Source organism: Burkholderia territorii (assembly GCF_902833055.1).
GTDB classification, from domain to species: Bacteria; Pseudomonadota; Gammaproteobacteria; order Burkholderiales; family Burkholderiaceae; genus Burkholderia; species Burkholderia territorii.
This window is the reverse complement of sequence record NZ_CADFEJ010000003.1, coordinates 470858-494362: the sequence shown is the minus strand read 5'-3', so window position 1 is coordinate 494362 and position 23505 is coordinate 470858. Positions and strand designations below refer to the sequence as shown.

Sequence of the window (23505 nt, the reverse complement as noted above, 5' to 3'; positions counted from 1 at the left end):
AGTCCGCCCGCGGAGACGTCGCCTCGGCCATTGTTCCGTGAAACCGCTCTTGAATTCCGGCAACGCGCGTTACCCGGCACAGTTCTGCTTTCGCAGGAGGTGCCGCGCTGGGTGCTGACAATCGCTTCGTTGGCGTTTGCGCTGGTGATATGCGCGTTTCTCGCGTTCGGTAACTATACACGCCGCGTCCGTGTCGGCGGGCAGGTTCAATTAACGCAGAAGGTCGCTCACGTGTACGCGTCTGTCGATGGAACAGTCGTCAGGCGCCTCGTCAGCGAGGGCCAGTTGGTCGACAAGGGAACCCCGCTCTACGTGGTCGACAGCGATAGACGAAGCGCGGCCATTGGTCAGACGCAAGAAGCGATCACCGCTAGCCTAAAAGAGCGGCGGAGCGAGGTATTCAGTGAGAAAAGCCGGCGAAGCCGAATCCTCGTCGAGGAGCGTCAGGCGCTCGACGATAAGGTCCGTGATCTGCAGGCCGAACTCCGACAGATGCGCGCACAGGCCGATGCATTGCGCGAACTCGTTGGCGCAAACGAGCAAAACCTCAGCCGCTATAAGCAACTTGCGGCTCAAGGGTATTTCCCGCTTGCGCAATTGCAGCAGAAAATCCAGGAGAACCTCGATGTAAAGGCGAGACTCGCCGGTGTCGAACGCGATATGGCAGCGACATTGTCCGGCTTGCAGCAATCCCAAAGCGCACAGAGAAATTTCCCGCTCCAGGCGCAAAATGAGCTCTCGGGCTACGACCAGAAATTGGCCGACCTCGATGCGCAGCTTGCCGACAACGAGGGCCGGAGGGAAATCGTTGTCTATTCGCAGATCCGCGGGCGAGTGACTGCGGCACTCTACGACCCAGGTCAATCCGTTACGTCAACCACATTATTGGTAAGTGTGGTGCCATACGACGCGCAGTGCGTAGTCGATCTGTATGTACCGAGCCGCGCGGCGGGTCTTATTTCGATTGGTTCTGCGGTACTGCTGCGATACGAGGCATTTCCCTACGAAAAGTTTGGTCAATATGGCGGCCGCGTGATCGAAATAGCGCATACCGCGCTGCCACCGACGCTGCTGCAGCAGGATAGCAGCTCAAGAGAAACGCTTTACCGAGTGCGCACTCAGCTCGACGAGCAGACGGTGAAGGCATACGGTCGGTCGGTCAACCTCGAGGACGGCATGAAGGTCGACGCCGATATTCTTCTCGAAACAAGGAAAATCTACGAATGGGTGTTGGAGCCGCTCTACGCGATCTCGGGCCGCTACGGTGGCGCCGTGCGATAGTCGCGCTTGCCCTGGGTCAGGCCGCGTTACCGATGGCATGTGCGCAGACCAGCGCATCAGTATTGGATCTCGTGCAGACGATTGATCGTGTGGAGACGGGGAACGCTGGCTTCGCCGCGGCCCGCGCGGAATTTCGCGCAGCGCAGCAAGCGGTCCCTGAGGCAGTTGCGGGCTTGCTACCGCGCGTTGCTTTAACGGGAAAGATGCAGAAAGGAAGCACAGTGGTCGGAGAAAGCACCGGTGCGAAGGATTTCCATACCAACGGCTTCACACTCTCGCTCACTCAGCCGCTGATCAACATTGAGCAATGGCAGATGGTCGACGAAGCCAGGCTGGGTGAAGCGCGCGACGCAGTCGCGCTAGCAGAGGCTCATCAGGACCTCTTGGCCGATGCGACATCCGCATACCTTGACGTCCTCGCAGCTCACGCCAGACTGCGTGCTGCGACAGCGCATCGCGTCGCGTTAGCCGAGGCATTGGATGCGGCGCATCATGCGTTCGAATCGGGTGTGGTTACAGTAGTTGACGTAGACGATGCTCAAGCGCGTCTCGCACGGTCGGACGCCGATCTGGCCGAGTTTGAGAATGACACAGAGATTGCGATGAGCAAGCTTCGCAAGATTGCAGGTGACGATTCGATCGCAGTTAAGCCTATGCCGTCCGCCTGGACAATACGGCCTGTGTCGCCCGGTGCACTGCCCGATCTGCTGGAAAGGGCTGAGGAAGAAAATCTTGGCGTTTCCCGTTCACGGCTCGAGACGCGAATCGCCGAGAAGAAAATCAAGGAGGCTCGTAGCGAATTTCTTCCGACTGTTGAACTCGTGGCGAGCCACAGTCGTGGCTCAGCAACCTATTTGGAAAGCCAGACCAACATTCTCCTGGGACGAGCCGGGCATTCCGATGCAATCGGTATCCAGGTCAGCGTACCGATCTTCGATGGATTTTCTACGATCGCGAAGGCGCGCCGGCGCCTTGATGAGAAGGACTCAGCCGACGACAAATTAGTCGAACTCATTCGAACCGTTCGTCAGCAAACGCGCCAAGCATATCTCACATTAACGTCGAGCCTCTCTCGCATGCACGCTCTTTCAGAGGCCATTCGCGCGGCAGTTACTGCGCGCGACGCAACGCGGAAGGCGTACGCAATTGGTGTCAAGATCAATGTGGACGTGCTCGATGCAGAAGACCGGCTATATGCCGCTCAGGCAGACTCCATTAGGGCAACTTTCGATGCGTTGCAGTCTGAAGTTAAGTTGAAGCGGCTAACGACCGATCTCACTGAAGGATATATCGCTGAGTTGAACCGCGATATTTACGGGGGAAAATAATCCCTTGACTTCGAGTGGACACGTCGATCGTGCTCTTGAACGACTGAGCATCACGTGGGGTGCGCGATGTTTCACTGAGCACCCAATATACCGCCACCGAACGTCAGATCATTCTCGTACGCGCTGGATGAAATTGTCTATCTCGGCCACATGAGGGCAAGATGAACGTGACTTATCAAGGAAAGGCGTTTCCTGCGGCCCTTGCGCGGCTTTGTCGAGAACGGATATTCGTCCATTTGTTCAGATCATGGATGGTGGTCGTATTGACTGTCTCCGTGATCGGCTGCACGGTGTCGGCAGACGAGGAGCAGCCCATCGCAAGCGACATCTATGAGACCGTCGCAAAAGTTCCCGTTGACGAAGGAATGCATAGCCGCGACATAGTAGCGACAACCTACATGCCGGCAGGCCCGGGGCCGTTTCCATTGATTGTTTTAAGTCACGGCAGTCCACCTGACCCCCGAGATCGATGGAAGGTTGGGCGCTACCGGAAATTGGCGCAGATTCGGACATTCATCCGGCTCGGTTTCGCAGTTGTCGTGCCGATCCGACGCGGCTACGGAGCCACGGGTGGCGCTTACGAGGAGGACGCGGGTTCGTGCCAGCATCCTGACTACACGACCGCCGGTAAGCATGCAGCTCATGATGTACTCGCAGCCGTCAAATATGCGCAGACATTGCCTCAGGTTGATCGGAAGCATGTTGTCTTGGTCGGGCAATCGGCGGGTGGGTTCGCATCGCTAGCCGCGGCAAGCTATGCCCCGGAAGGATTGGTCGCGGTCGTCAACTTTTCGGGAGGTCGTGGCGGGAACCCATCGAAGCATCCGGGTATGCCGTGTGGGGCGCAGCAGATGACGGACACGATTGCCCATTTTGCAGCGACAATTCGAGTTCCCGTACTGTGGCATTACGTCCAAAACGACCAGTTCTTTGCACCGGAAGTGGTTGCCGAATGGTATGCAGCATTTCGAGCTGCGGGTGGTCAAGGGCAATTGATTATCGAGCCGCCTTTCCGCGCGAACGGACACGGTATGTTCGCTGTCGCAAGCGCAATTCCCATCTGGTTGCCGCACTTCGAGCAGTTCGTCATGCCACTTGCATCGAAGAACCGCCCGACCTCAATAGACCGACATGATTGACGAGCGTGCGGGCCCATAACAACAGATGTCCGCTTTAGAGCCGCTTTGCTTTGTTCGCATTCAGCCGCAACTGACGGCCGGCGCGCCGCGGAATTCGTGGTGCTCAACGTGCTTGCGCAGATCGGAAGGCGCCTTGGCGGGCTCAATCGCCTGCATCACCTCGTGCGTGTTAACGGGCAAGTCGCGTCGGCCGACCGCTTTCAAGGTCAGCCGGCCGTGATCAACGGCACTTCCGCCCCGTTTGCCAACGTGCGGGTCAACAAGGCCGGACATTCGCGCTCGGCGTTTCCCCACCGCCAGTTGCCGGCAGACGCGACGGTCATCCTGTCGTGATCGCCGACGTTCATCCTGCATAGCCGAATTGCCGCAGCGCGCCGTCGCCGCCGCGGTCCCGATGGTGGCCCCCCCGCTATTGCTGAACTGCCGACCCGAGCCGCCTCTTGAATTTTTAATATAGGGGCTCGATCAACCAAGTGCCCTGCACAGCAAGGCTCGGCAGGATTCAGATACATTGAAATACAAAATATCGCATGCGATTTAATCGAATGCGCTTGACGTGGTTCGCTGTCTCGACGAAACTGCATCGCATGCGATCGAATCGCATCAGACAAAACCTTCCTACCTGACGGAGTGCACGATGAGCAAGATCGAAAAAGTGCTGTACACGGGCAAGACCCATACGACTTCCGGCGGCCGCGACGGCGCGGCTCGCAGTTCCGACGGCCGCCTCGACATCCAGCTGTCGTCGCCCGGCAGCGCCGGTACCGGCACGAATCCGGAACAACTGTTCGCGGCCGGCTGGTCGGCCTGCTTCATCGGCGCGATGCAGCTCGCGGCGCGCGCGGCGAAGGTCACGCTGCCGGCCGATCTCTCTGTCGATGCCGAAGTGGACCTGGGCACGGGCAACAACGCGTACTTCCTGCAGGCTCGCCTGAACGTGAGCGTGCCGGGGCTCGATCGTGACATCGCGCAGCACATCGTCGATACCGCCCACCAGACCTGCCCGTATTCGAAAGCGACGCGCGGCAACATCGACGTCGAGATCCGCGTCGTCTGAGCCATGTCCGGGCGGTCACGTGCGCCTTCCCAACGTTCCGCCATTTTCTTGTCGAGGTGAATGATGAAAACCCAACTGATTGCCGCTCTTCTCGTTGCCGCGTCCGCTGCCGTTTCCGTGCCGGCCCTTGCCCGTGAAGCCGTCGTGACGCGCGCACAAGTGCATGCCGAACTCGTCCAGTTGCAGCAGGCCGGATACGTGCCAGGCCGCGCGAACGATCCGCATTACCCGGACGACCTGCAAGCCGCGCTGACGCGTATCCACGCAAACGACACCGCCGCAGCCGACGCGGCGGCGTCCGGTTACGGCGCCGACGCCGCAGCCCCCACGCAATCGGGCAGCCGTGCTGTCGCGCGCGTCGCCGAGCGCTCGATCTACTTCGGCCATTGAACGAAAGCGCAAGCGACGCCTGCTCCTGGCATGCGGCGTCCACATTCCGATCACTTTTTCCATCGAGGTAAATGATGAAGACCCAACTGATTTCAGCCTTGCTCGTCGCCGTGTCGGCTTCCGTTGCCGCACCGGCCTTCGCGACCGAAAGCACCGTGACGCGTGCGCAAGTGCGTGCGGAGCTGGCCGCGCTCCAGCAGGCCGGCTACCTGCCGAATCGCCCGAACGACCCCAACTATCCGGACAACCTGCAGGCAGCGCTGAAACGAGTCCGCGACAACGCAGCGACGGCGGCCGACACCCAAGCCGCGGATTACGGCAGTGACGCTGTCGGTGCGACGCAATCCGGCAGTCGCATCGCGATGCGCACCGCCGAGCGCTCGATCTATTTCGGTCGTTGAGCGTCGCGCCGAAATCGGCACCGTCGTTCATCAAATAAGGCGCATGCGATGTAATCGCATGCGCCTTATTGTTTGCCTCCACCGTGTTCTGGCGATCGCGTCTATGCTGTGCGACGGCAGCCTTCAATCAAGGAGCGGGCGATGCGGGCAGGAACGACGGAGCAGGAAGAAAGCGGATCGCATCCGCTCGACAACGCCGTATGGCATGCGCTCACCGGCGAGCAGCATCGCTTCGCCGTCGGCGACGCGCGTGCGCGCCGGTTTGCTCCAGCTCTTGCGCCATTTGCCGGGATGCCCGGCCGCAGCCCTGCCGCTTTCGACGCGTTGCACGGCCTGATCGCCGCGCACGGCCCCGCGGCCCTCGTCACGCCGGACGAGATCCCGACGCCAACCGGTTTTTCCGTGATCCGGCGTGCGGTGCTGCATCAGATGATCTGGCGGGGAACGCTCGACGGCGTGCATCCTTTGGAGCATGTCCGGCTCACCGCAGCCGATGTGCCGGAGATGCTCGAATTGATCGCGGCGACGGAACCGGGGCCGTTCGGCCCGCGCACGGTCGAATTCGGCGGCTATATCGGTGTACGCAGACAAGGCCGACTGGTGGCGATGGCCGGCCAGCGCCTGAGGGTCGACGGTCATGCGGAGATCAGCGCCGTGTGCGTGGATGCGGCTTTCCGCGGCCAAGGCCTCGCGGCCGGACTGATCCGGTCGTTGATCGCGGCCATCCGCGCGCGGGCGGAAACACCCTTCCTGCACGTGCTCACGTCGAACCAAGGCGCGATCGAGCGCTATCGCGCACTCGGCTTCGAGACGCGTCGCGACATGCATTTGCTGGTGCTGGGGCGCGAGGAGATCGGGACTGTTCAGCGATCCGGGCAGGTCGCGCCGGTGCATCGGCCCTGAACGCGGAAAACGTACTGAAATTGCGGAAGGCGCCGGCGGCTGCCGCTTCGCCGGCTCGATATCGAGCCGGCGTTCACTTGTCTATTCGTTGATCGAGTCGATCAGGTTGCCGCGCAGTGTGACGATGGCCTTCTGCATCTTCGCGAACTCGTCGGGTTTCAACCCGGTGGCTTCGACCAGGTCCATGTCGAGTCCCTTCTCGCGCACGCGGCGGCCGCTCTTCGTCAGGCTTACGAGCACCTGGCGCTCGTCGGACGGATCGCGGTGCCGCTCCAGATAACCCATCGCCTCGAGCTTCTTCAGGATCGGCGTCAGCGTGTTCGATTCGAGGAACAGCTTTTCGCCGAGTTGCCCGACCGTCTGGTTGCCCTCCTCCCACAGCGCGATGATCGTGATGTATTGCGTGTACGTGAGGCCGAGTTCTTCGAGGATCGGTTTATACGCCTTGCCGAATGCGAGATTCGTCGAGTAGATCGCAAAACACAGAAACTCGGACAGCTTCGGTGCAGCGGGCGATGGTGCTTCGGTCGGTTTCATGAGCGTCCTCCAGCGACGGTCATTCGTGTCGCAGATGGATGCATTATATATCGCGTGCGATCTTATCGGAAGCGTTGATATGGTTTGAGGATCGACACGATGCGAGCGCCACGGCAGCTGCCAGGACTCAGTCACGCTCATCGTCGTTCCGACCCCGCCGATTGCTCGTCCGCTGCCGGCTGACGGTCAGCAGCGAGCACTGCATCGGATGCGCGATTTCGGTTGCGAGGCCGCCCGCGGCGAACAGCAGGATCATCAGCCAGCGCATCATGCGTCCTCCACGACCGACAGGCTTGCGCCATCGGCAACGCCCGCATCGAGCACATATGGATCGACGCCGTCGAGACAGCCGAGATTGACGCGCCAGCACGCGGGATCCTTGCGCGTCTGATGGAACGGATAGACGCCGCAGCGGCTGCAGAAATAGTGGCGGGCCGTATGCGTGTTGAAGCTGTACAGCGTCAGCGCGCCCTCGCCTTCGACGATCTTCAGGTCGGCCGCGGGGAACATCGGGCTCATCAGTGCGCCGCGCCGGCGGCACAGGCTGCAGTTGCAGCGGGCCGCCGGCTCGATCGCGGTCCGGACTTCAAATTTCACGGCGCCGCAATGGCAGGAGCCGTTGAACCACCTAGCAGACATGTCGTGCTCCTCGAAAGGTCATGTCCGCTTTATAACGGGCCTTCGCCGATGCGTTGTATCACGCTGTATCCGGGCCGCCCACGGATACACAACGTTGCAATTTTGTACCGGGCCACGTGCATGGCCGCGCATTCGCCGTGTGCCCGCGCGCCGCATGTGGCCGGAAGATCAGTCCAGCGTGTGCTGCAAACGGGCGATGGCCGCCCTCGTTTCGCGCTCGAGCGTCGCGAACAGTTCGGCTGCCGGCAGCGACCGCGCGAGCGGCGCCGCCTGCCCGGCCCATTGCGCGCCGTAGCCGAACTCGCCGTTCGCCTTCGCTGCTGCGTGCAGTGCCTTGCCAGCGTCGTATGCGATCGGATAGGCCGGCGTTGCCGGGGCGCGCGGATCGTCGCCGAGCGCGGTCAGCCGGTTCGCGATGCCGCGCGCGATCCGTCCGGAGATCGCCGTCGTCAAGGTCGTGCGTCGTGCCCCGTCGCCGAGGAGCGCGCGGCGATAACCGTCGTCGATCGAGGTCTCCGGGCACGCGACGAAAGCGGTGCCCAGCTGCGCGGCCTGCGCACCGAGCGCGAGCGCGGCCGCGATGCCTTCGCCGTCCATGATGCCGCCCGCGGCGATCACCGGCAGCGCGCATTCGCGCACCAGCAGGCGCGTGAGCGCGAACGTGCCGAGCCGGTCGTCATGCGCCGCCGGGTCGAATACGCCACGGTGTCCGCCGGCCTCGATGCCCTGCGCAACGATCGCGTCGATGCCGGCCGCGGCGATCTGCCGGGCTTCGTCGAGGTTCGTCGCGGACGCGAACACCGTGGCGCCCGCGCGCTTGAGCACGGCGATGGCGTCATCGGACGGCAAGCCGAAATGAAAGCTGACGACCGCCGGCTTTTCTTCGACCAGCATCGCGAGCATCGCATCGTCCACGACGAAGCTCGTATAGATCTCCGACAGCGACGCCGGAGGCGTCGCGCCCTGTTCACGGAACGCGGGCGCGAGCCAGTCGAGCCACTCGCGTTCGACCGCTGCGTCGGCGCGGGCCGGCTGGTGGCAAAACAGGTTGATGTTGAACGGCCGGTCGGTGAGCGCGCGGGTGTCGCGGATCATCTTGCGCGCGCCGTCGGGGTTCGTCGCACCGACGCCCAGCGAGCCGAGCCCGCCCGCATTCGACACGGCGGCCGCCAGCGCGGGGGTGCTGACGCCGGCCATGGGCGCCTGGATGATCGGGGTGCGGATACCGAGCGTGCGCAACAGCGTCCGGTTGTCGGGCGAGGGAATCATGTCGTGCATCTCCTGTGGGCGGCTTGAACGCAAACGGGACGCGTGCCGGCGGGCCCGTTTCAGAATTCAGCGCTCAGAATAGCGGACCGGGACAACGCATCCAAGTCTGCCGAACGGCATATGCCCCAACGAGCCGGTTCGTGAAATACTGCGGCCACGCATGCCTCCCGAACCGACGATCTGTGAAATGCCCGCCATGCCCTCGTTCCGTTGCTCGATCTTGCGTTTCGCGACGACGTGCGCCGTCGCATTGCTGGTTGCCGGGGCGGCCATCGCCGATCCTGCAACCGATGCCGCGCACCTGCCGAGTGGGTCGCCCGCACCGCCAACGCGCACGCCGCAACGCATCCTGTTCGTCGGCGACAGTCTCACGCATGGCCGCTACACGCCCGTGCGCTCGTATGGCGCGATGCGCTCCGGCAGCAACGACGTCGACGGCGCCGCGCAGGTCGTCGACGAAAACTTCGGGCAGACCGGAGCCCGCGCCGAACGCGAGCCGGGGCCGTGGGGCGGGATTCCGGGGATCTTCGCGCGCTTCGCCGCGCAAGCCGGACTCGACTACGAGGTTCATCTGGAAGCGATGTCGGCGACGAGTCTCGCGAAGCATGACCGCCTCGCATCGGACGTGATCGACCGGCCGACGTGGGATGTGGTGGTCCTGCAGGAGCTGAGTGCGAAGCCGCTGCCGTTTACGCTCACCCACAGCCGCGCCAGCGATCCGGCCGGTTTCCGTGCGAGCGTCGCGAAGCTCGCGCGCGGTATTCATGCGGCAGCGCCGCAAGCGCGTGTCTATCTGTATGAAACCTGGCCGCGTGCCGATCTCGCGAAAGCGCTGGCGGGCGAGCCGGACAGCGCCGGTTTTCACACACGGTACGTCGCTCGCCTCACCGACCTCGTCGCCGCATATCGCGATGCATACGAAGGCGCGCGCCGCACCGATCCGTCGATCGTCGCCGTCGCGCCGGTCGGTCGCGCGTGGCAGCAAGCGTGGGCGACCGGCGTCGCCGATCCCGACCCGTATGCGCGGTCCGGTGCGCCGCTGCTGTGGTACGGCATGCATGCGCGGAACCACCCGCCGATCTCGCGGCCCGATTATCTGCATCCGGGTGTGCTGGGCGCTTACCTGAGCGCGCTGGTGCTGTTCGAGCAGATCACTGGCGTCGACGTCCGTACTTTCGGCCCGCGGGAGCAAGCGGCCGCGCAGCTCGGCATCGCGCCGGACATGGCGGCAAGGTTGCAGGCAGTTGCGTCGGATACGGTCCGCCAGGCGCGCGCCGAAGGCGCCCCCGTGGACGCTGTCGATGCCGGTCGGACGTCGACAGCCGGGTGCGCCGTTTCGTGTGCATCGCAATGACCGCCAATGCGGCGCGGCCCTTGGGCCATATCGAGCAGCGGTGAGCATACGATAAATGCATAGACGGAGCGTGACGCGCGGTTGCGTAGCGCCGGCCCTGCCGACACCGAGCCACTCCGTACGGCGTCGCGAAGCCCGGAACGCCGAACGCCCGCAGCGCCACGCATGGTTTTCCCTCCCCTTCCACTCCCGCAGCGCTGGATTTGCATCCGGAGCCCGCCCGCCACGCGTTCAGCAGCCTTTCTGCGCGGGAAAGGATGCTTGAAGCATCCGCAATTATCGCGTCTCGCGAATTCGTCGACCATGTTTCGGACGACCGGCGTTACCCGCGGAGCCGGCCTTTTCCAGGGCCGGGCGGGCACGCGCGCCGCGTCGTGCGACCGGACCCGCATGGCCGGCCGCGAACGGCCGGGCGTCGCGCCACGGCGAATTCATAATCAGGAGACACGATGAACAGCCAATCCCTCGACCTCGGCGGCACCGCGGGCGGAGCCGCGTCCCCCATACCGTCCGCGGCCCGGGCCGGCGCCGGTGCGCCGGCGGCGCCCGTGCGCGGCATCACGCTCGGCGAATTCATGGACGATCTGCCGGTCGGTTCACTGCACCGGTTCGTCGTCTGGGTGATCGGCATCGGGCTGTTCTTCGACATGTACGAGATCTTCCTCGTCAGCACGATCGGCTCCGCGCTGCAGAACGAGTACGGGCTGAGCCGGCAAAGCGCCGATTTCAAACTGCTGCTGGCATCGGCATTCATCGGGATGTTCGTCGGCGCGATGTGCCTGGGCAGCCTCGCCGACCGGATCGGGCGGCGCAAGGCGTTCTTGCTGACGCTCGTGTGGTACAGCGCGTTTTCGCTGATCGGCGCGTTCTCGGTGAATGCCGACATGCTGGTCGCATGCCGGTTCCTGACGGGCATCGGCGTCGGTGCGATCTACCCGGTCGCCGACAGCTTCCTGTCGGAAATCCTGCCGAAGGACAAGCGCGGACGGCTCGCCGCGTGGGCCTATACGACTTCGTACGTCGCGGTGCCGCTGGTCGGTTTTCTCGCGCTATGGCTCAATCCGCTGCATGTCGCGGGCGTGGCCGGCTGGCGCATCATCCTCGCGATCGGCAGCCTCGGTGCCGTGTACGTGCTGCTGGTGCAGCACCGGCTGCCGGAAAGCCCGCGCTGGCTGCTCGCGCAGGGCCGCACCGCGGATGCACATGACGCGGCGCGACGCTTCGCCGACAGCGCTGGCGTGCGCATGCCCGAGCAGTTCGCGGCGTCGGCCGAACCGCAGCGGCCGCTGGGCCTCGGCGAGCGCGTCGCGCTGCTGCGCCGCCGGCCTTACGGCGCGCGTTATCTGATGCTCGTCGTGTTCCATCTGTTCCAGGGCTTCGGCTATTACGGCTTCGGCACGCTCGCCGGCACGGTCGTCAAGAGCCGCGGGTTCGACGTGACGGACGGTACGCTGTTCATTGCACTGTCGTTCATTGGTTATCCGATCGGCTCGCTGCTGTCGATCCCGCTGTTGAACTGGATCGAACGCCGCACGCTCGTGATCGTGTCGATCCTGTCGATCGCCGTGTTCGGGCTGGGCTTCGCGTATTCGGGCAATACGGCGTTGATCGTCTGCTTCGGTTTCCTGACGACCTGCGCATCGAACGTGTTCAGCAACGCGTATCACGTGTATCAGGCGGAAATTTTTCCGGCACGCGTGCGCTCGACCGCGATCGGCAGCACGTACGCGCTGTCGCGCATCGTCAGCGGCGGGCTGCCGTTCGTTTTGTTGCCGGTGCTTGCAACGTATGGCGCCGGCGCGATGTTCGGCGTGATCTCGGTCGCGCTCGGCATCGTTGCCGTCACGCTGCGCGTGTTCGGGCCGCTGACCACCCGGCGCAGCCAGGACGACATCAACCCGGTATGACGGCGATCGGCACGGCGCGCGCGAATGCGCGCGCCGTGCCCGATGCATCGCGTCTGCGGCCCGGCGCCGAGCACGTTTCAGCGCGCCGACATGAAATCGAACAGCTTCGCTATGTCGTTGGTCAGCACGGCGCCGGCCTTCACGCCGACCCACAATGTGCGCGTCGCCCACGCGTCGTCGAGCTTCACCACTCCGAGCCGCGCTGCGCGCTCGCCCGTCACCGCGTCGCGCGGCAGCACGCCGATCCCCAGCCCGGCCTCGATCATCCGGCTCACGCCGTCGAAATTCGACACCTGGATGCGCAGCTTCAGCGAGCGCTCGGCCGCGAACGCGGCATCGGTCATCCGCGTGAGCAGCGAACTGCCGTCGCTCAGGCCGACGTAGTCTTCATCGAGTGTCTCGGCGAAACGGATGCTGTCGCGCGCGGCGAAGCGATGCCCGCGCGGCACGAGGAGCACGAGCTCGTCGCGCCGGTACAGGCGGCGCTCGATGCCGGGTGCCGGCACGTTGTCCGCGAACACGCCGACATCGGCCTTGCCGGACAAGAGCGCGTCGACGATCTCGTGACTCAGCCGCTCTTCGAGACTGACCTTGATGCCCGGATTGTCGGTGAGAAATGCGGCGAGATCGGCCGGCAAGAACTGGACGATGGCCGACGTATTGGTCCACACGTGAATGTGGCCGCGCACGCCCGCGACGTAGTCGCTCATCTCGTGCGCCATCCGGTTGACCTGCTCGATCACCTTCGCCGCATGGTCGAGCAGCGCGCGGCCCGCCGGCGTCAACTCGACGCCGCGCGCATGCCGGACGAACAGCGCGCTGCCGGTCGTGCCCTCGAGTTCGGCGATCCGCTTGCTGACGGCGGACAACGTGAGCTGGCCGTGTTCGGCCGCCTTGGTCAGGCTGCCGTGCTCGGCAACGAGCGCGAATACACGCAGCGACTGCAGATCGAAATGAAGCGGGTTCACCATGATGAAGGTCCCGGGAAGCGCCATGCGGCGGGCGCGAACGGCGCCGGCCGGCCTGACGGCGATCATACGCCCGGCCGCGCGCGGCGCGCGATCGCGCCACGCGATGCAATACGGCGCGCTCAGTGCGGCGCGATCGCCTGCAACGCCGCGAGCATCGTACTGTCCGGTTTCGCGAGATCGTCGAGCACCGTGAAGTGCTGCATGCCGGGCAGCCATGCGCGGGCGATCCGTTCGCCGGCCGCTTCGCATGCGTCGGCATATTCGTGTGCGTGACGCACGAGTTCCGGCAGCTCGGCCGCGCCGACGGCGACGACGGTCGGTGCGCCGGGTCCGATGTGATACAGCGGACTGTATGCGGCGATTTCCTGCGCGGTGAGCTTCAGCTTGTCGTCGAGCACGCAAAGCGAGATCGGTTCGAGATCGACGAGCGGGCTGATCGCGAGCGCCGATACGACGGCCGGGTGCGCACGATGCACGGCCGTCAGGTGGCCGCCGGCCGAGTGACCGCTCAGGTGGATCGGTCGTTCTGCGGTGCCGATGCGATCCGGGTCGGCCGCGAGATGGTCGAGCAACGCGCCGATCTCGCCGACGATGTCGGTCATCGATGCCACCGGCGCGAGCGTGTATTCGGCGAGTACGACGTCGAAACCGCGTGCGAGCGGCCCGGCGGCCGCGTACGCGAAATCCTCTTTCGCGCAGTGCTGCCAGTAGCCGCCGTGAATGAACACGAACAGCGGCGCGTCGGGCGTGCCGCACCGAAGCCAGTCGAAGCGCTGCGCCGCCCGCTCGCCGTAACGCAGGTCGCGCTGCCCGGGCGTCGCGTCGTAAAGCGCTGCGCTGCGCGCCTGGCAGGACGCGAGCACCGCCGGGAAATCGGGAATGGCCTTCGTGTTCAGGTAGGCGGCGTCGAGCGCCGCGCGGTCCATGCCGCGATAGAGGATCGTCATTCGGGAAGTGCCTCGGTCGGATTTCCAAAGTGCGGGACGTCGCGGTGCCCGCGGCCGACGCGCCGGACGGGCCGACGCCGTTGCACCATTATGCGCAGTGCAACCGGGGCCGGCTATCCGGAATCGGCGGTGGGCGGCGCCCCTCTGTCCGCTTTCGGCGGCGGACCAGGGCGTGCCCGTGCATGCGCGAATGCGCGGTCGCATGACGAAGCGGCACGTCGAAGCCGCACGACGGTCGCGACGCGATGCACCTTGACGTCAGTCAGATCAGTTCGGATATCTCGATCAGGTTCAGGTCCGGGTCGCGCACGTACACCGACCGGATCTTCTGCGTCGCACCGGTGCGCTCGACGGGCCCTTCGACGATCGGCCAGTCGACGCGTCGCAGATGCGCGATCACGTCGTCGAGCGGCACCGACGCGATGAAGCACAGGTCGAGCGCGCCGGGCACGGGCACGTGCGCCTTCGGCTCGAACTCCGCGCCGCGCACGTGCAGGTTGATCTTCTGGTTGCCGAAGCGGAACGCGAGCCGGCCCGCGCCGAAGGTTTCGAGCTGCATCCGCAGCACTTCCGTGTAGAAGCGCTTCGTCCGTTCCGGATCGACGCAGGTCAGCACGAGGTGGTCGAGGTGATCGATCAGCGCCATGTGGTTCGCTCCTGGTTTCATGCGTTCACGCGAAAGCCCGCTGCGCCGGCATGTCGCCGGCTTCGGCGCGCGGCGGCGGATGAAGGTCCGAGCGGCGCCCGGCCTTCAGGATCTGGCTCGGCACGTCATGCCCGATCAACGCGGGCAGCCGCGCTGCCGCGGCGAGCACGGCCGTGAGGTCGATGCCCGTGTCGTAGCCGTCGAGCGCCAACATGTGGACCAATTCCTCGGTGCACGCATTGCCGGTCGCGCCCGGCGCGTACGGACAACCGCCGAGCCCGCCGAGCGACGCGTCGAAGCGGTCGATGCCGGCGTCGAGCGCGGCGAGCGTGTTGGCGAGCGCCATGCCGCGCGTGTTGTGAAAGTGCAGCGTGAGCTGTAGCGCGCCGAAGCGTTCGCGCGCGCGTTCGGCCAGCTCGCGCACCTGCGACGGGTATGCCATCCCGGTCGTGTCGCACAACGTGAAGCCGTGCACGCCGAGATCAGCGAAGCGCTGCATCCACGCGAGCACGGTGTGTGCGCGCACGTCGCCTTCCATCGGGCAGCCCATCGCGGTCGACAGCGACACGTTGATCGCGACGCCCGTGCCGCGCACCTCCTCGATCACGTCGCGCAGCTGCGCGAACGACTGCTCGCGGGTCATCCGCAGGTTCGCGCGGTTGTGGCTCTCGCTCATCGACATCACGAGGTTCACCTCGTCGACGCCGCACGACAGCGCGCGCTCCGCGCCGCGCACGTTCGGCACGAGCACCGTATAGACGACGCCCGGCGCGCGCACGATGCCGTGCATCACGGCCTCCGCGTCGCGCAGCGCCGGGATCGCCCTCGGCGACGTGAACGACGTGACCTCGATCTTCGCGTAGCCGCATGCGCTCAATGCGTCGACGAGCGCTATCTTGTCGGCGGTGTCGACGAACGCGGCCTCGTTCTGGAAACCGTCGCGTGTCGCGACTTCGTGGATGTAGAGTCGTTGGGGAGGCTTGCTCATGTCGTCGTTCCGTGGGCTGGCGGGCCGGTTCAGATCACGCCGCGCGAGCGCCAGTCGTCGCGCGTCGCGGCATCGATGCCGATCGATTCGAGTACCGCGTCGGTATCGGCGCCGAGCGCGGGGGCCGGGCGCTCGATGCGTCCCGGCGTCGCGCCGAGCTTCGGCACGATGCCCGGCACGAGCACGGGCGTGCCGTCGGGCAGCGCGGCGTCGACGATCATGTCGCGCGCGCGGTAATGCGGATCGGCCGCGATGTCCGCGACGTCGTAGATGCGCCCGGCCGGGATGCGCGCGTCGTTCAGCGCGGCGAGCACGTCGTCGAGATCGTGCCGCGCGCTCCATTCGCCGATCGCCGCGTCGATGCGCGCGACCTGCGCGACGCGTCCGTCGTTGTGCGCGAGCGCGGGATCGCAGCCCAGGTCGGGGCGCCCGATCAGCTCCATCAACCGCCGGAAGATGCTGTCGCCGTTGCCGGCGATCAGCGCGTACTTGCCGTCGCGGCAGCGATACGCGTTGGTCGGCGCGATGCCGGGCAGGCTGCTGCCGGCGGCCTCGCGCACCGCGCCGAACACCGCGTATTCGGGCAGCAGGCTTTCCATCATGTTGAACACCGATTCGTAGAGCGCGACGTCGACGACCTGCCCTTGGCCGCCCTGCTGCTCGCGATGGCGCAGCGCGAGCAGGACGCCGATCACGCCGTGCAGTGCCGACAGCGAATCGCCGAGCGACACGCCGACGCGCACCGGCGTGCGCCCGGGCTCGCCGGTCAGGTGACGAAGGCCGCCCATCGCCTCGGCGATCACGCCGAAGCCGGGACGGTCGCGATACGGGCCGGTCTGGCCGAAACCTGAGACGCGCAGCATCACGAGCCCGGGGTTGATCGCGGACAGCGTCTCCCAGCCGAGCCCCCAGCCTTCGAGCGTGCCGGGCCGGAAGTTCTCGATCAGCACGTCGGTCTCGGCGACGAGGCGGCGCACGACGTCCTGCCCTTCCGGCGTGCGCAGGTCGAGTGCGAGCGAGGTCTTGTTGCGCGACTGCACGGCCCACCAGACCGACGTCCCGTCGTGCAGCAGCCGCCATTTGCGCAGCGGGTCGCCGACGTCGGGCGGCTCCACCTTGATCACGTCCGCGCCGAATTCGGCGAGCATCCGGCCGGCGAACGGCCCGGCGATCAGTTGACCGAGTTCCAGCACGCGGATGCCGTCCAGGGGCCGCGTCATGGCTGTCTCCGATGAAATCGAGTTGTCGATGACGGCGATCATGACGGTGTTCGCATCCGGCGAAAATCGATCGATACTCAACCAGCCTTTCCCGAACGGAAAGGCATGGATGGCAGCGAGCCGGTGGCGCGACGCGCCCGTCCGGAGGCGCGATCACGCAGCCCTTTCCGCGCGGAAGACAGGCTGCCGCCGCGAAATCGGAGAAAAGAAGAATCGGGAAAGCAGGGTTCAGGCGGTGCGCGACCGGCACCGGTACGCGTTGATGCGCGATGCACACCGCCGGCGCGGGTCGGCCAGCGGCCGCGCGTCGGCGGGAATCAGCGGGGACGTGTCAGCGGGGAGGCGAGACTCAGTAAGCGGACATCTCGACGCAAGGATCGACCTTGGACGGCGAGCAGATGACCGAATACTTCGCGCTTTCGCGCATCAGTGCTTCGCCTTCGTGCAGGGCGACCTTGATCTCGGGGTGACGCTCGTACGCAAGGAATGCGGAGCAGAAGACCGCGGACATCACGACAAGGGAAAACACAAACTTTTCAAGGGACTGGAAACGTTCGGGCATGGTTCGACCTTTCTTCTAGGTCGCCATTATAACTGCGAATAAGGGTTTTCCCTATATATCGGCCTCTATACCGAGGATGGTTTCGATTCATTGCGGGCAGCGTTCGTGCCCTTTTTCCCTTTACGCAGGGTTCGAGCGTGGGTTCAACCGAAGGCCGCAGATGTTGTCGCACGCATCGTCCGCACGGCATTTAGGCAGACGCGTCGACGAAAGCCGGCGACGACGCGTCACCGCGTCACTGCGGCGCCGATGCACCGCTCGCCGCATTGCCGGGCCACGCGTTGCCGATCTTGTCGATCAGCGACTTGGCGGCGCCCGTCGCGATGGCGGCGTCGACGCCCGATGTCTGCCACGAGCCGTCGGCGGCCTTCACGAAGGTCAGGTTCGCGCGCGACGGCGCGTAATCGGTGTTGCGCCACGTGAGCACGACGTCGCACGTGTAGGTGCGCTCGCCAACCTTCCTGCAGTCGCCGTCCGGTTTCGCGGAGATCACGTCGGCCGACACGGGCAGCGGCTGGCCGAACAGCGCATTCAGGCCACCGTGGTTTTCGGCTTCGAGTGCGCGGCGCACCGCGGCATCGACATCGCTCGATCCGGGACCGTCGTGGAGCAGGTTGCAGGCGGCGAGCAGCGTGGCGGCACAGCCGAGTGTCAGCAGCGTGTGAAGCTTCATGGATATCCGTGAATCGGGTGAACGTCGGATGGCGGCGGCGGTGCATGCGAACGCATTGCCGATGCCTTACGCCGCGTAGTCTGCAACGTTCGCGTGTCGCACGCGGTATCCATTTGTAACGAATTGCATGCACGGCCGGCACGGCGCGAATATCCGCTCCCCGCCGCTTGCAGGCGCGCCTACTGCCGCTCCTGCTTCACGCGACTCACGAGTTGCGTCGGGCTCACGAACTGCAGCGCGATCACGACCCACACGAGCGTGATGGCCATGTAGATCATCGCCATCGCGTCGATCGACTGCGGTGCGCGCACGCCCGTCGAGAACACCGCGTAGTACAGCGCGACGACGAGCGTCTGCGTGCTCGGGCCCGCGGTGAAGAAAGTCAGCTCGAACATCCCGATCGTGCGCACCAGCACGAGCAGCCCCGCGGCGAGCATGCCGGGCACCAGCAGCGGCAGCAGCACGTGGCGGAAATAGCGCCACGTGTTCGCGCCGAAGATGCGCGCGGCGGCTTCGAGGTTCGGATCGATCTGTTCGATGAACGGCGTCATCACGAGGATCACGAACGGCAGCGCCGGCACGAGGTTCGCGAGGATCACGCCGGGCAGCGTGCCGGCAAGCCCGACCTTGTACATCACCGTCGCCATCGGGATCCCGTACGTGACGGGCGGCACCATCAGCGGCAGCAGGAACACCAGCAGTGCGAAGCGCTTGCCGCGGAACTGCACGCGCGCGAGCGCATAGGCGGCCGGCACGCCGAGCGCGACCGACAGCAGCACGACCGAGCCGACCACTTCGACGGTCACCCACAGCACGCTGGCGAGCTGGAAGTCTTCCCACGCCTTCGCATACCAGTGCAGCGTGAAGCCCTGCGGCAGCGGCGTGCCGAACCAGCGCGTCGCGATCGAGTTCACCGCGACGGTCGCGATCAGCAGCATCACGTTCAGCAGGAAGAACGTCATCAGCCCCCACACGAGCGCTTTCCACGCGCGGGCAGCGAGGCTGTCGCGCCGCTTGCGCGGCTTCATCGCGTCGACCGGCTGCGCGCCGGGCGGGCGGTGCTTCGGCGGCCACGCCGGCGCGGCATGATTGTCGGTCGCCATCAGCCCTTGCCTCCCGTGACCGGACCGGTATAGAAGAAGCGGCGCGCGCCGAGCATCGACGCGACCACCAACAGCTGCACGAAGCCCATCACGATCGCAATCGCCGATGCGAGCGAATAGTCGTAGCTCTCGAACGCGGCTTCGGCGGCTGCGATCGAGATCACGCGGGTCGGGCCGGCCGGCGCGCCGAGCAGCACGGCCGACGGGAATACCGAGAACGCCTGCACGAACGACAGGCACGCGGCCATCGTGAGCCCCGGCACGAGCAGCGGCAGGTAGATCCGCCGGAACTGCTGCCACGGGTTTGCGCCGAGCGTCGCCGCGGCGCGCGCGAGCGTCGGGTCGATGCCGCTGATGTACGACAGCATCAGCAGGAATGCGAACGGAAAGCCCGACACGATCAGCGACAGCAGCACGCCCCAGTAATTGTGGGTAAGGCGTACTTCGTCCGTGTACAGATGCAGCCCGTGCAATGCTTGCGGAAACCAGCCATTCGGGCCGAAATACGTGAGCATCCCGTCGGCGACGAGCACCGTGCCGAGCGTGACGGGAATCACGAGCAGCGTCGTGACGAACTTCTGGTACGGCGAGTTGCGGCGCAGCGCGAACGCGACGGGCACCGAGATGCCGACGTTGATCAGCGTCGCCGGCACCGCGAGCTTCAGCGTGACCAGCACGGTCGGCCACATCGCGGTGTCGGTGAAGAACTGCACATAGTTCGCAAGCACGCCGCCGCCGTTCATCGGCTGGAACGACAGCACGAGGCCATACGCGAACGGATAGATGAACAATGCGACGATGAACGCGAGCGCCGGCGTGACGAGCCATGCCTTCGCGTCGCGCGGCGCGCCGCCGGTCGCGAATGTGCTCATGCGGCCTCCGGGCGGCGAGCTGCCGCGCTCGCGGCGCAGCCGCGGTTCATTGCGCGTCTCCCGCATAGACGAGCGTGCGCGCTGGCGCCACGCGCAGCCGCAGTCGCTCGCCCTCCGCGAATTCGCCGGCGATCCGCGCCCAGATCGGCCCGAACGGCGCGATCGCGCGGACGAGGGAGTCCCGGCCGCCGTATTCGACCGTTTCGACGGTCGCGTCGAATGCGTTGTCGGCGCCCTCTTCCGCCCGCTCGATGTCGTCGGGGCGCAGCGCGACCACGACGTCCTTGCCGTCGAAACCGGCCATCGGCACACCGGTGACGCGCACGCCGCCCGCCGTGACGTTCACGTAATCGCCGGCCATCCCCTCGAGCGTGAACGGCAGCACGTTGCGATAGCCCATGAAGCGCGCGACGTGCAGGTTGCGCGGGCGCGTATACACGTCTTTCGGCGACGCCACCTGCTGTACGACGCCCTCCTTCATCACGACGATCCGGTCGGCCATCGACAGCGCCTCGTCCTGGTCGTGCGTCACGTAGATCGTCGCGCGTTCGAGCTGCGTGTGGATGCGGCGGATCTCGGCGCGCATCTCGATCCGCAGCTTCGTGTCGAGGTTCGACAGCGGCTCGTCCATCAGCACGAGCGGCGGCTCGATGACGATCGCGCGCGCGATCGCGACGCGTTGCTGCTGCCCGCCCGACAACTGCCCGGGCAGCTTGCCCTCGTGGCCGACGAGTTGCACGAGCTCGAGCGCCTGCTGCGCGCGCCGCCGCGTTTCCTGCTTCGGCACGCCGCGCATCTTCAACCCGAAGCCGACGTTCTCGAGCACCGACATGTGCGGAAACAGCGCGTAGTTCTGGAACACCATGCCGAAGCCGCGACGCTCGGGCGGTAGCACGTCGATGCGCGTGTCGTCGAGCCAGATGCCGCCGCTCGTGAGCGGTTGCAACCCGGCGATGCAGTTCAGCGCGGTCGACTTGCCGCAGCCCGACGGGCCGAGCAGCGCGATGAACTCGCCGCGCCTGATGTCGAGATCGAGCCCGTTCAGTGCGGCGACCTGCACGCCCTCCGCATTGGTAAAGCTGCGGCATACGCCGTCGAGCCGCAACCGTTCGAAACTGTGCTTCATTACGCGAACTCCGTCGGCGCGGGCGCTGCGGCGCCCGCGCGTTCATCCGTCATTTCGACTTCTGCGATCCGATTTCGCGGTCCCACTTCTGGAACGCGGCGACCATTGCCTGGGCGTTGAGCGGCTGCACGTGCGGACGATCCGCGAGCAGCTTCGCATACTCCGGGCGGCCGAATTTCCGGATCACCTCCTGGCTGTGCGCGGGCGCCATCTCGAGCGTCACGCCCTTCACGGCCGGGCCCGGATAGAAGTAGCCGTCGTCGTAGGTCATTGCCTGCTGCGCCGGTTCAAGCAGGAAGTTCATCAGCTTGAATAGCACGTCGAGCTTCTCCTTCGGCACGCCCTTCGGGATCACCATGTAGTGCGCGTCGTTGACCCACGTCATGTTGTCGAACGCCTGGATCCGGAACTCGGCCGGCACGATGCCGAGCGCGCGCGGGTTGAGATCCCAGCCGGTGACCGTCACCGTCATGTCGCGCGTGCCTTCGCCGAGCTCCTTCATCACCGCCGACGTGCCGCCCGGGTAGTACGGCACGCACTCGTTGAGCTGTTTCAGGAACGCCCAGGTCTTGTCCCAGCCGTTGATCGGGTCCTGCGGGTTCTTGTCGCCGAGCACGTACGGCAGCCCCATCAGGAACGTGCGGCCGGGGCCCGAGTTCGCCGGGCGCGCGTAGATCAGCTTGTTCGGATGCGCCTTGCACCACGCGAGCAATTGTTCGGGCGTCTTCGGCGGGTCGCTGACCTTGGCCGGGTTGTATTCGAGCAGCGGGCCGGCCGGCATGTAGGTCACTTCGAGACCGAAGCCCTGCGCGAGGTCCTGCATCTTGCGCGGGCCGGGCGCGTATCTGTCGAGCACGCCGGGAAACGCGCCCGCGCTGTCGGGCAGCAGCTTGAGCCAGAGGTTCTGCTCGATGCCGGCGGCCAGCGCGTCGGTGCCCGTCAGCACCAGGTCGATGTCGGCGCGCCCTGCCGCCTGCATCGCCTTGATCTTGCCCGGCAACTGAGGCGCGGGTGCGTTCGTGAACGTGACGTTCGAGACCAGATTCGGGTTCTTCTCCCTGAACGCCTCGATGGCCTTCTGAGTGAGCTGGAGATTGCCCGCGACGTCGACGACATTCAACGACACGGGGGCCGCGACGGCGGCCGTGGCCGTGAGCGTCAGGCCCAGCGCCAGTGCGATCCGGCGGACACGGCGCGCGATCGTGGTGGTGTTCATGTCTCCTCGCTTCGGTCGGTGGATGAGGACCTTTCTTTTGGGAAATCATGACGGCGTTATACGATGTCGGTCAACAAAAAACCAACCTGCACGGGGCGGGAATTTCCCTAACAAAAACCTTCCGAAGGATTCGCACCATTCCATGGAGCCGGGATTCCGGTCATTGGTGAATGTGTTAGGACGTCGTATGTCAACGGAAGGAAAATTAAAGCCGGTCCCCAGGCGGAGGGGCAAATCGCAACATCACCATGGCCTCACGCCAGGATGGGAAGCGAATCAATGCGCTCCATCGAGCGATCAAGGTGTGGCAAAAAAGCGAGCGGCTCGATGCGACGTCGTTAGCGGGACAAGGACAATTCCCACACTGCACTGAAATACTCGGCCAGTTCCTCACTGCTTACGCTGCCGTCCGCCACGTCGACCATAAGATCTTCGAGATCGGCGAGGCGAGGAATCGTGATTCCCTGCCGTTCCATATACGTCAATGCGCAGGTGAGACCAGTGCGCTTGTTGGCATCATTGAAGACGTGCCCGCGCGCGATGGCAATGCGTAGGTCGCGGCAATACCAAACACGTCGTCGAGACCCGCATAGTGAGCGTGATTGGCGACCCGATGCAGGGCGGCTTCGACGCCGCCCCGGCCAGCATGAGCAAATCCGCTCAAGCCGCCAAGGTCCCGGATGATCTCGTCATGAATCGTGATGACGTAATCAAGGTCCAGCAAATCAACGATCCTTCAATGCGATCAGCACATCCCGGTGTTCGGAAATGACTTTTCGGGCAGCGCGAAGCACATCACCTTTCTCGGTTTCCGTTGAAGCCTTCACCTCGTTGGTGGGCCGGATGATCGTACGGGGTTTCAATTCCACCCCGTACAGCGTCTTTCTTTGGGGGGCCATGATAGCTTTCCGACTTAAAAATCATTAGCAATCAGCCACTTGCCTGCACTTGCGGCAAGCGGCCGCGTGTCGATAAT

Annotated in this window: 28 protein-coding genes; 10 read left to right on the top strand and 18 right to left on the bottom strand. The window is 65.1% G+C overall.

Annotation, left to right across the window (positions count from 1 at the left end; genetic code table 11):
- Positions 1 to 30 precede the first annotated feature (30 nt).
- The 8 genes from HW466_RS09505 to HW466_RS09470 all read left to right on the top strand — a co-directional run bounded on the left by HW466_RS09505 (position 31) and on the right by HW466_RS09470 (position 6499).
- The gene (locus HW466_RS09505; protein ID WP_170296636.1) at positions 31 to 1281 is read left to right on the top strand and encodes an HlyD family secretion protein; all 1251 of its coding nucleotides are present in this window, start codon (positions 31 to 33) and stop codon (positions 1279 to 1281) included.
- Positions 1224 to 2609 (top strand): TolC family outer membrane protein, encoded by a 1386-nt coding sequence (locus HW466_RS09500; RefSeq protein ID WP_151003861.1) that lies wholly within the window; start codon positions 1224 to 1226, stop codon positions 2607 to 2609. Before HW466_RS09505 ends, HW466_RS09500 begins: the two co-directional genes overlap by 58 nt.
- A 161-nt stretch (positions 2610 to 2770) precedes the next feature.
- Positions 2771 to 3748 carry an alpha/beta hydrolase family protein gene (locus tag HW466_RS09495; protein WP_151003863.1) on the top strand — a complete coding sequence of 326 codons (978 nt, stop codon included), beginning with the start codon at positions 2771 to 2773 and terminating at the stop codon, positions 3746 to 3748.
- A 99-nt stretch (positions 3749 to 3847) separates the two neighbouring features.
- Positions 3848 to 4081 carry a RidA family protein gene (locus HW466_RS09490; RefSeq protein ID WP_244138224.1) on the top strand — a complete coding sequence of 78 codons (234 nt, stop codon included), beginning with the start codon at positions 3848 to 3850 and terminating at the stop codon, positions 4079 to 4081.
- A 304-nt stretch (positions 4082 to 4385) separates the two neighbouring features.
- Entirely contained in the window at positions 4386 to 4805 is a 420-nt protein-coding gene (locus tag HW466_RS09485) for an organic hydroperoxide resistance protein (RefSeq protein WP_151003866.1), read from the top strand.
- A gap of 63 nt (positions 4806 to 4868) precedes the next feature.
- A complete protein-coding gene (locus HW466_RS09480; RefSeq protein ID WP_151003868.1) occupies positions 4869 to 5195 on the top strand; it encodes a DUF4148 domain-containing protein in 327 nt (108 codons plus the stop codon).
- Between the two features lie 71 nt (positions 5196 to 5266).
- Entirely contained in the window at positions 5267 to 5596 is a 330-nt protein-coding gene (locus HW466_RS09475) for a DUF4148 domain-containing protein (RefSeq protein WP_151003870.1), read from the top strand.
- A gap of 141 nt (positions 5597 to 5737) precedes the next feature.
- Complete coding sequence (locus HW466_RS09470; protein ID WP_151003876.1) at positions 5738 to 6499, top strand: GNAT family N-acetyltransferase; 762 nt, start codon at positions 5738 to 5740, stop codon at positions 6497 to 6499.
- A gap of 81 nt (positions 6500 to 6580) precedes the next feature.
- Here HW466_RS09470 and HW466_RS09465 read toward each other — a convergent pair whose 3' ends face one another.
- The 4 genes from HW466_RS09465 to HW466_RS09450 all read right to left on the bottom strand — a co-directional run bounded on the left by HW466_RS09465 (position 6581) and on the right by HW466_RS09450 (position 8944).
- A complete protein-coding gene (locus HW466_RS09465) occupies positions 6581 to 7036 on the bottom strand; it encodes a MarR family winged helix-turn-helix transcriptional regulator (RefSeq protein WP_059502091.1) in 456 nt (151 codons plus the stop codon).
- 127 nt (positions 7037 to 7163) lie between these two features.
- Positions 7164 to 7307 carry a hypothetical protein gene (locus HW466_RS09460; protein WP_167357996.1) on the bottom strand — a complete coding sequence of 48 codons (144 nt, stop codon included), beginning with the start codon at positions 7305 to 7307 and terminating at the stop codon, positions 7164 to 7166.
- Entirely contained in the window at positions 7304 to 7675 is a 372-nt protein-coding gene (locus HW466_RS09455; protein WP_151003872.1) for a GFA family protein, read from the bottom strand. The genes HW466_RS09460 and HW466_RS09455 overlap by 4 nt, the downstream gene beginning before the upstream one ends.
- Before the next feature lie 168 nt (positions 7676 to 7843).
- The gene (locus tag HW466_RS09450; RefSeq protein WP_151003874.1) at positions 7844 to 8944 is read right to left on the bottom strand and encodes an NAD(P)H-dependent flavin oxidoreductase; all 1101 of its coding nucleotides are present in this window, start codon (positions 8942 to 8944) and stop codon (positions 7844 to 7846) included.
- Positions 8945 to 9131: 187 nt separating this feature from the next.
- On the opposite strand from HW466_RS09450, the gene HW466_RS09445 reads away from it, so the two are divergent.
- Together HW466_RS09445 and HW466_RS09440 are read left to right on the top strand one after the other, a co-directional pair.
- Entirely contained in the window at positions 9132 to 10298 is a 1167-nt protein-coding gene (locus HW466_RS09445) for a hypothetical protein (protein WP_239005786.1), read from the top strand.
- Positions 10299 to 10747: 449 nt separating this feature from the next.
- On the top strand, positions 10748 to 12205 hold the full coding sequence (locus HW466_RS09440) for an MFS transporter (protein WP_174905807.1): 1458 nt from the start codon (positions 10748 to 10750) through the stop codon (positions 12203 to 12205).
- A 77-nt stretch (positions 12206 to 12282) separates the two neighbouring features.
- Here the strand turns inward: HW466_RS09440 and HW466_RS09435 are convergent, their stop codons facing one another.
- From HW466_RS09435 to HW466_RS09375, 14 genes are all read right to left on the bottom strand, one after another.
- Positions 12283 to 13176: a LysR family transcriptional regulator gene (locus tag HW466_RS09435; RefSeq protein WP_151006073.1), complete on the bottom strand. Its 894-nt coding sequence runs from the start codon at positions 13174 to 13176 to the stop codon at positions 12283 to 12285.
- 119 nt (positions 13177 to 13295) lie between these two features.
- Entirely contained in the window at positions 13296 to 14123 is an 828-nt protein-coding gene (locus HW466_RS09430; protein ID WP_151006072.1) for an alpha/beta hydrolase, read from the bottom strand.
- Between the two features lie 262 nt (positions 14124 to 14385).
- Entirely contained in the window at positions 14386 to 14769 is a 384-nt protein-coding gene (locus HW466_RS09425; protein ID WP_151006071.1) for a VOC family protein, read from the bottom strand.
- A 25-nt stretch (positions 14770 to 14794) separates the two neighbouring features.
- Positions 14795 to 15757: a hydroxymethylglutaryl-CoA lyase gene (locus HW466_RS09420; RefSeq protein WP_151006070.1), complete on the bottom strand. Its 963-nt coding sequence runs from the start codon at positions 15755 to 15757 to the stop codon at positions 14795 to 14797.
- Between the two features lie 29 nt (positions 15758 to 15786).
- Complete coding sequence (locus tag HW466_RS09415) at positions 15787 to 16977, bottom strand: CaiB/BaiF CoA transferase family protein (protein WP_174905808.1); 1191 nt, start codon at positions 16975 to 16977, stop codon at positions 15787 to 15789.
- A 349-nt stretch (positions 16978 to 17326) separates the two neighbouring features.
- Positions 17327 to 17539 carry a hypothetical protein gene (locus HW466_RS09410; RefSeq protein ID WP_059502077.1) on the bottom strand — a complete coding sequence of 71 codons (213 nt, stop codon included), beginning with the start codon at positions 17537 to 17539 and terminating at the stop codon, positions 17327 to 17329.
- Between the two features lie 235 nt (positions 17540 to 17774).
- A complete protein-coding gene (locus tag HW466_RS09405; protein WP_060136612.1) occupies positions 17775 to 18212 on the bottom strand; it encodes a hypothetical protein in 438 nt (145 codons plus the stop codon).
- A 179-nt stretch (positions 18213 to 18391) separates the two neighbouring features.
- Positions 18392 to 19315 carry an ABC transporter permease gene (locus HW466_RS09400; protein ID WP_059544685.1) on the bottom strand — a complete coding sequence of 308 codons (924 nt, stop codon included), beginning with the start codon at positions 19313 to 19315 and terminating at the stop codon, positions 18392 to 18394.
- A complete protein-coding gene (locus tag HW466_RS09395) occupies positions 19315 to 20187 on the bottom strand; it encodes an ABC transporter permease (protein ID WP_059771265.1) in 873 nt (290 codons plus the stop codon). The genes HW466_RS09400 and HW466_RS09395 overlap by 1 nt, the downstream gene beginning before the upstream one ends.
- 46 nt (positions 20188 to 20233) lie before the next feature.
- On the bottom strand, positions 20234 to 21313 hold the full coding sequence (locus tag HW466_RS09390) for an ABC transporter ATP-binding protein (RefSeq protein WP_151004785.1): 1080 nt from the start codon (positions 21311 to 21313) through the stop codon (positions 20234 to 20236).
- A 49-nt stretch (positions 21314 to 21362) separates the two neighbouring features.
- Positions 21363 to 22529 carry an ABC transporter substrate-binding protein gene (locus HW466_RS09385; protein WP_059502069.1) on the bottom strand — a complete coding sequence of 389 codons (1167 nt, stop codon included), beginning with the start codon at positions 22527 to 22529 and terminating at the stop codon, positions 21363 to 21365.
- Positions 22530 to 22867: 338 nt separating this feature from the next.
- Entirely contained in the window at positions 22868 to 23071 is a 204-nt protein-coding gene (locus HW466_RS31870; RefSeq protein ID WP_230958502.1) for a type II toxin-antitoxin system death-on-curing family toxin, read from the bottom strand.
- Entirely contained in the window at positions 23011 to 23253 is a 243-nt protein-coding gene (locus HW466_RS31865; RefSeq protein WP_230958156.1) for a hypothetical protein, read from the bottom strand. The genes HW466_RS31870 and HW466_RS31865 overlap by 61 nt, the downstream gene beginning before the upstream one ends.
- Before the next feature lies 1 nt (position 23254).
- Entirely contained in the window at positions 23255 to 23428 is a 174-nt protein-coding gene (locus tag HW466_RS09375; RefSeq protein ID WP_170296669.1) for a hypothetical protein, read from the bottom strand.
- Positions 23429 to 23505 lie beyond the last annotated feature (77 nt).

Bases quoted from the DNA above. Each gene is read 5' to 3' on its own strand.
- HW466_RS09420 (WP_151006070.1), bottom strand. From the start codon at position 15,757: ATGAGCAAGCCTCCCCAACGACTCTACATCCACGAAGTCGCGACACGC.
- HW466_RS09435 (WP_151006073.1), bottom strand. From the start codon at position 13,176: ATGGTGAACCCGCTTCATTTCGATCTGCAGTCGCTGCGTGTATTCGCG.
- HW466_RS09375 (WP_170296669.1), bottom strand. From the start codon at position 23,428: ATGGCCCCCCAAAGAAAGACGCTGTACGGGGTGGAATTGAAACCCCGT.
- HW466_RS09405 (WP_060136612.1), bottom strand. From the start codon at position 18,212: ATGAAGCTTCACACGCTGCTGACACTCGGCTGTGCCGCCACGCTGCTC.
- HW466_RS09385 (WP_059502069.1), bottom strand. From the start codon at position 22,529: ATGAACACCACCACGATCGCGCGCCGTGTCCGCCGGATCGCACTGGCG.
- HW466_RS09475 (WP_151003870.1), top strand. From the start codon at position 5,267: ATGATGAAGACCCAACTGATTTCAGCCTTGCTCGTCGCCGTGTCGGCT.
- HW466_RS09445 (WP_239005786.1), top strand. From the start codon at position 9,132: ATGCCCGCCATGCCCTCGTTCCGTTGCTCGATCTTGCGTTTCGCGACG.
- HW466_RS09455 (WP_151003872.1), bottom strand. From the start codon at position 7,675: ATGTCTGCTAGGTGGTTCAACGGCTCCTGCCATTGCGGCGCCGTGAAA.
- HW466_RS09495 (WP_151003863.1), top strand. From the start codon at position 2,771: ATGAACGTGACTTATCAAGGAAAGGCGTTTCCTGCGGCCCTTGCGCGG.
- HW466_RS09440 (WP_174905807.1), top strand. From the start codon at position 10,748: ATGAACAGCCAATCCCTCGACCTCGGCGGCACCGCGGGCGGAGCCGCG.
- HW466_RS09500 (WP_151003861.1), top strand. From the start codon at position 1,224: ATGGGTGTTGGAGCCGCTCTACGCGATCTCGGGCCGCTACGGTGGCGC.
- HW466_RS09470 (WP_151003876.1), top strand. From the start codon at position 5,738: ATGCGGGCAGGAACGACGGAGCAGGAAGAAAGCGGATCGCATCCGCTC.
- HW466_RS09390 (WP_151004785.1), bottom strand. From the start codon at position 21,313: ATGAAGCACAGTTTCGAACGGTTGCGGCTCGACGGCGTATGCCGCAGC.
- HW466_RS09400 (WP_059544685.1), bottom strand. From the start codon at position 19,315: ATGGCGACCGACAATCATGCCGCGCCGGCGTGGCCGCCGAAGCACCGC.
- HW466_RS09425 (WP_151006071.1), bottom strand. From the start codon at position 14,769: ATGGCGCTGATCGATCACCTCGACCACCTCGTGCTGACCTGCGTCGAT.
- HW466_RS09395 (WP_059771265.1), bottom strand. From the start codon at position 20,187: ATGAGCACATTCGCGACCGGCGGCGCGCCGCGCGACGCGAAGGCATGG.
- HW466_RS09485 (WP_151003866.1), top strand. From the start codon at position 4,386: ATGAGCAAGATCGAAAAAGTGCTGTACACGGGCAAGACCCATACGACT.
- HW466_RS09480 (WP_151003868.1), top strand. From the start codon at position 4,869: ATGAAAACCCAACTGATTGCCGCTCTTCTCGTTGCCGCGTCCGCTGCC.
- HW466_RS09450 (WP_151003874.1), bottom strand. From the start codon at position 8,944: ATGATTCCCTCGCCCGACAACCGGACGCTGTTGCGCACGCTCGGTATC.
- HW466_RS09415 (WP_174905808.1), bottom strand. From the start codon at position 16,977: ATGACGCGGCCCCTGGACGGCATCCGCGTGCTGGAACTCGGTCAACTG.
- HW466_RS09465 (WP_059502091.1), bottom strand. From the start codon at position 7,036: ATGAAACCGACCGAAGCACCATCGCCCGCTGCACCGAAGCTGTCCGAG.
- HW466_RS09430 (WP_151006072.1), bottom strand. From the start codon at position 14,123: ATGACGATCCTCTATCGCGGCATGGACCGCGCGGCGCTCGACGCCGCC.
- HW466_RS09460 (WP_167357996.1), bottom strand. From the start codon at position 7,307: ATGATGCGCTGGCTGATGATCCTGCTGTTCGCCGCGGGCGGCCTCGCA.
- HW466_RS09410 (WP_059502077.1), bottom strand. From the start codon at position 17,539: ATGCCCGAACGTTTCCAGTCCCTTGAAAAGTTTGTGTTTTCCCTTGTC.